Origin of the sequence: Veillonella sp. ZSJB6, from assembly GCF_051549505.1 — a bacterium.
Taxonomy (GTDB): Bacteria; Bacillota; Negativicutes; order Veillonellales; family Veillonellaceae; genus Veillonella.
Genome location: NZ_JBPUGE010000155.1, coordinates 1 through 243, shown reverse-complemented (window position 1 = coordinate 243; position 243 = coordinate 1). Strand labels below are relative to the sequence as shown.

At 67.5% G+C, this 243-nt stretch carries 1 protein-coding gene; it reads left to right on the top strand.

Annotated elements, in window-relative coordinates; genetic code table 11:
- Positions 1-51: 51 nt before the first annotated feature.
- Positions 52-243, top strand: a 192-nt coding sequence (locus ACSV5T_RS10260) for a hypothetical protein (RefSeq protein WP_438321078.1), incomplete at its 3' end; no start/stop codon positions are given.

The window sequence follows — 243 nt, the reverse complement described above, 5'->3', positions numbered from 1 at the left end:
CTCGCAACGCGGCGGGCCGAGCATGAGGCCATCAGCGCGAAGGCCCGTAGCTTGGAAGACCTTGTCGATCGTCATCGCAAGGCGACGGACGATCGGAACAGCGCCGAACTCGCGCTGGCCGATGCGCGCATACGCCGCGCCGAAATTCTCGATGGCTTGGCAACGGCGAAGCAACGTCTTGCCGAGACACGCAGCGCACTGGAGGCTGCGCGCACGGCCCGCCAGGAGGCTCGCCGTGCTCTC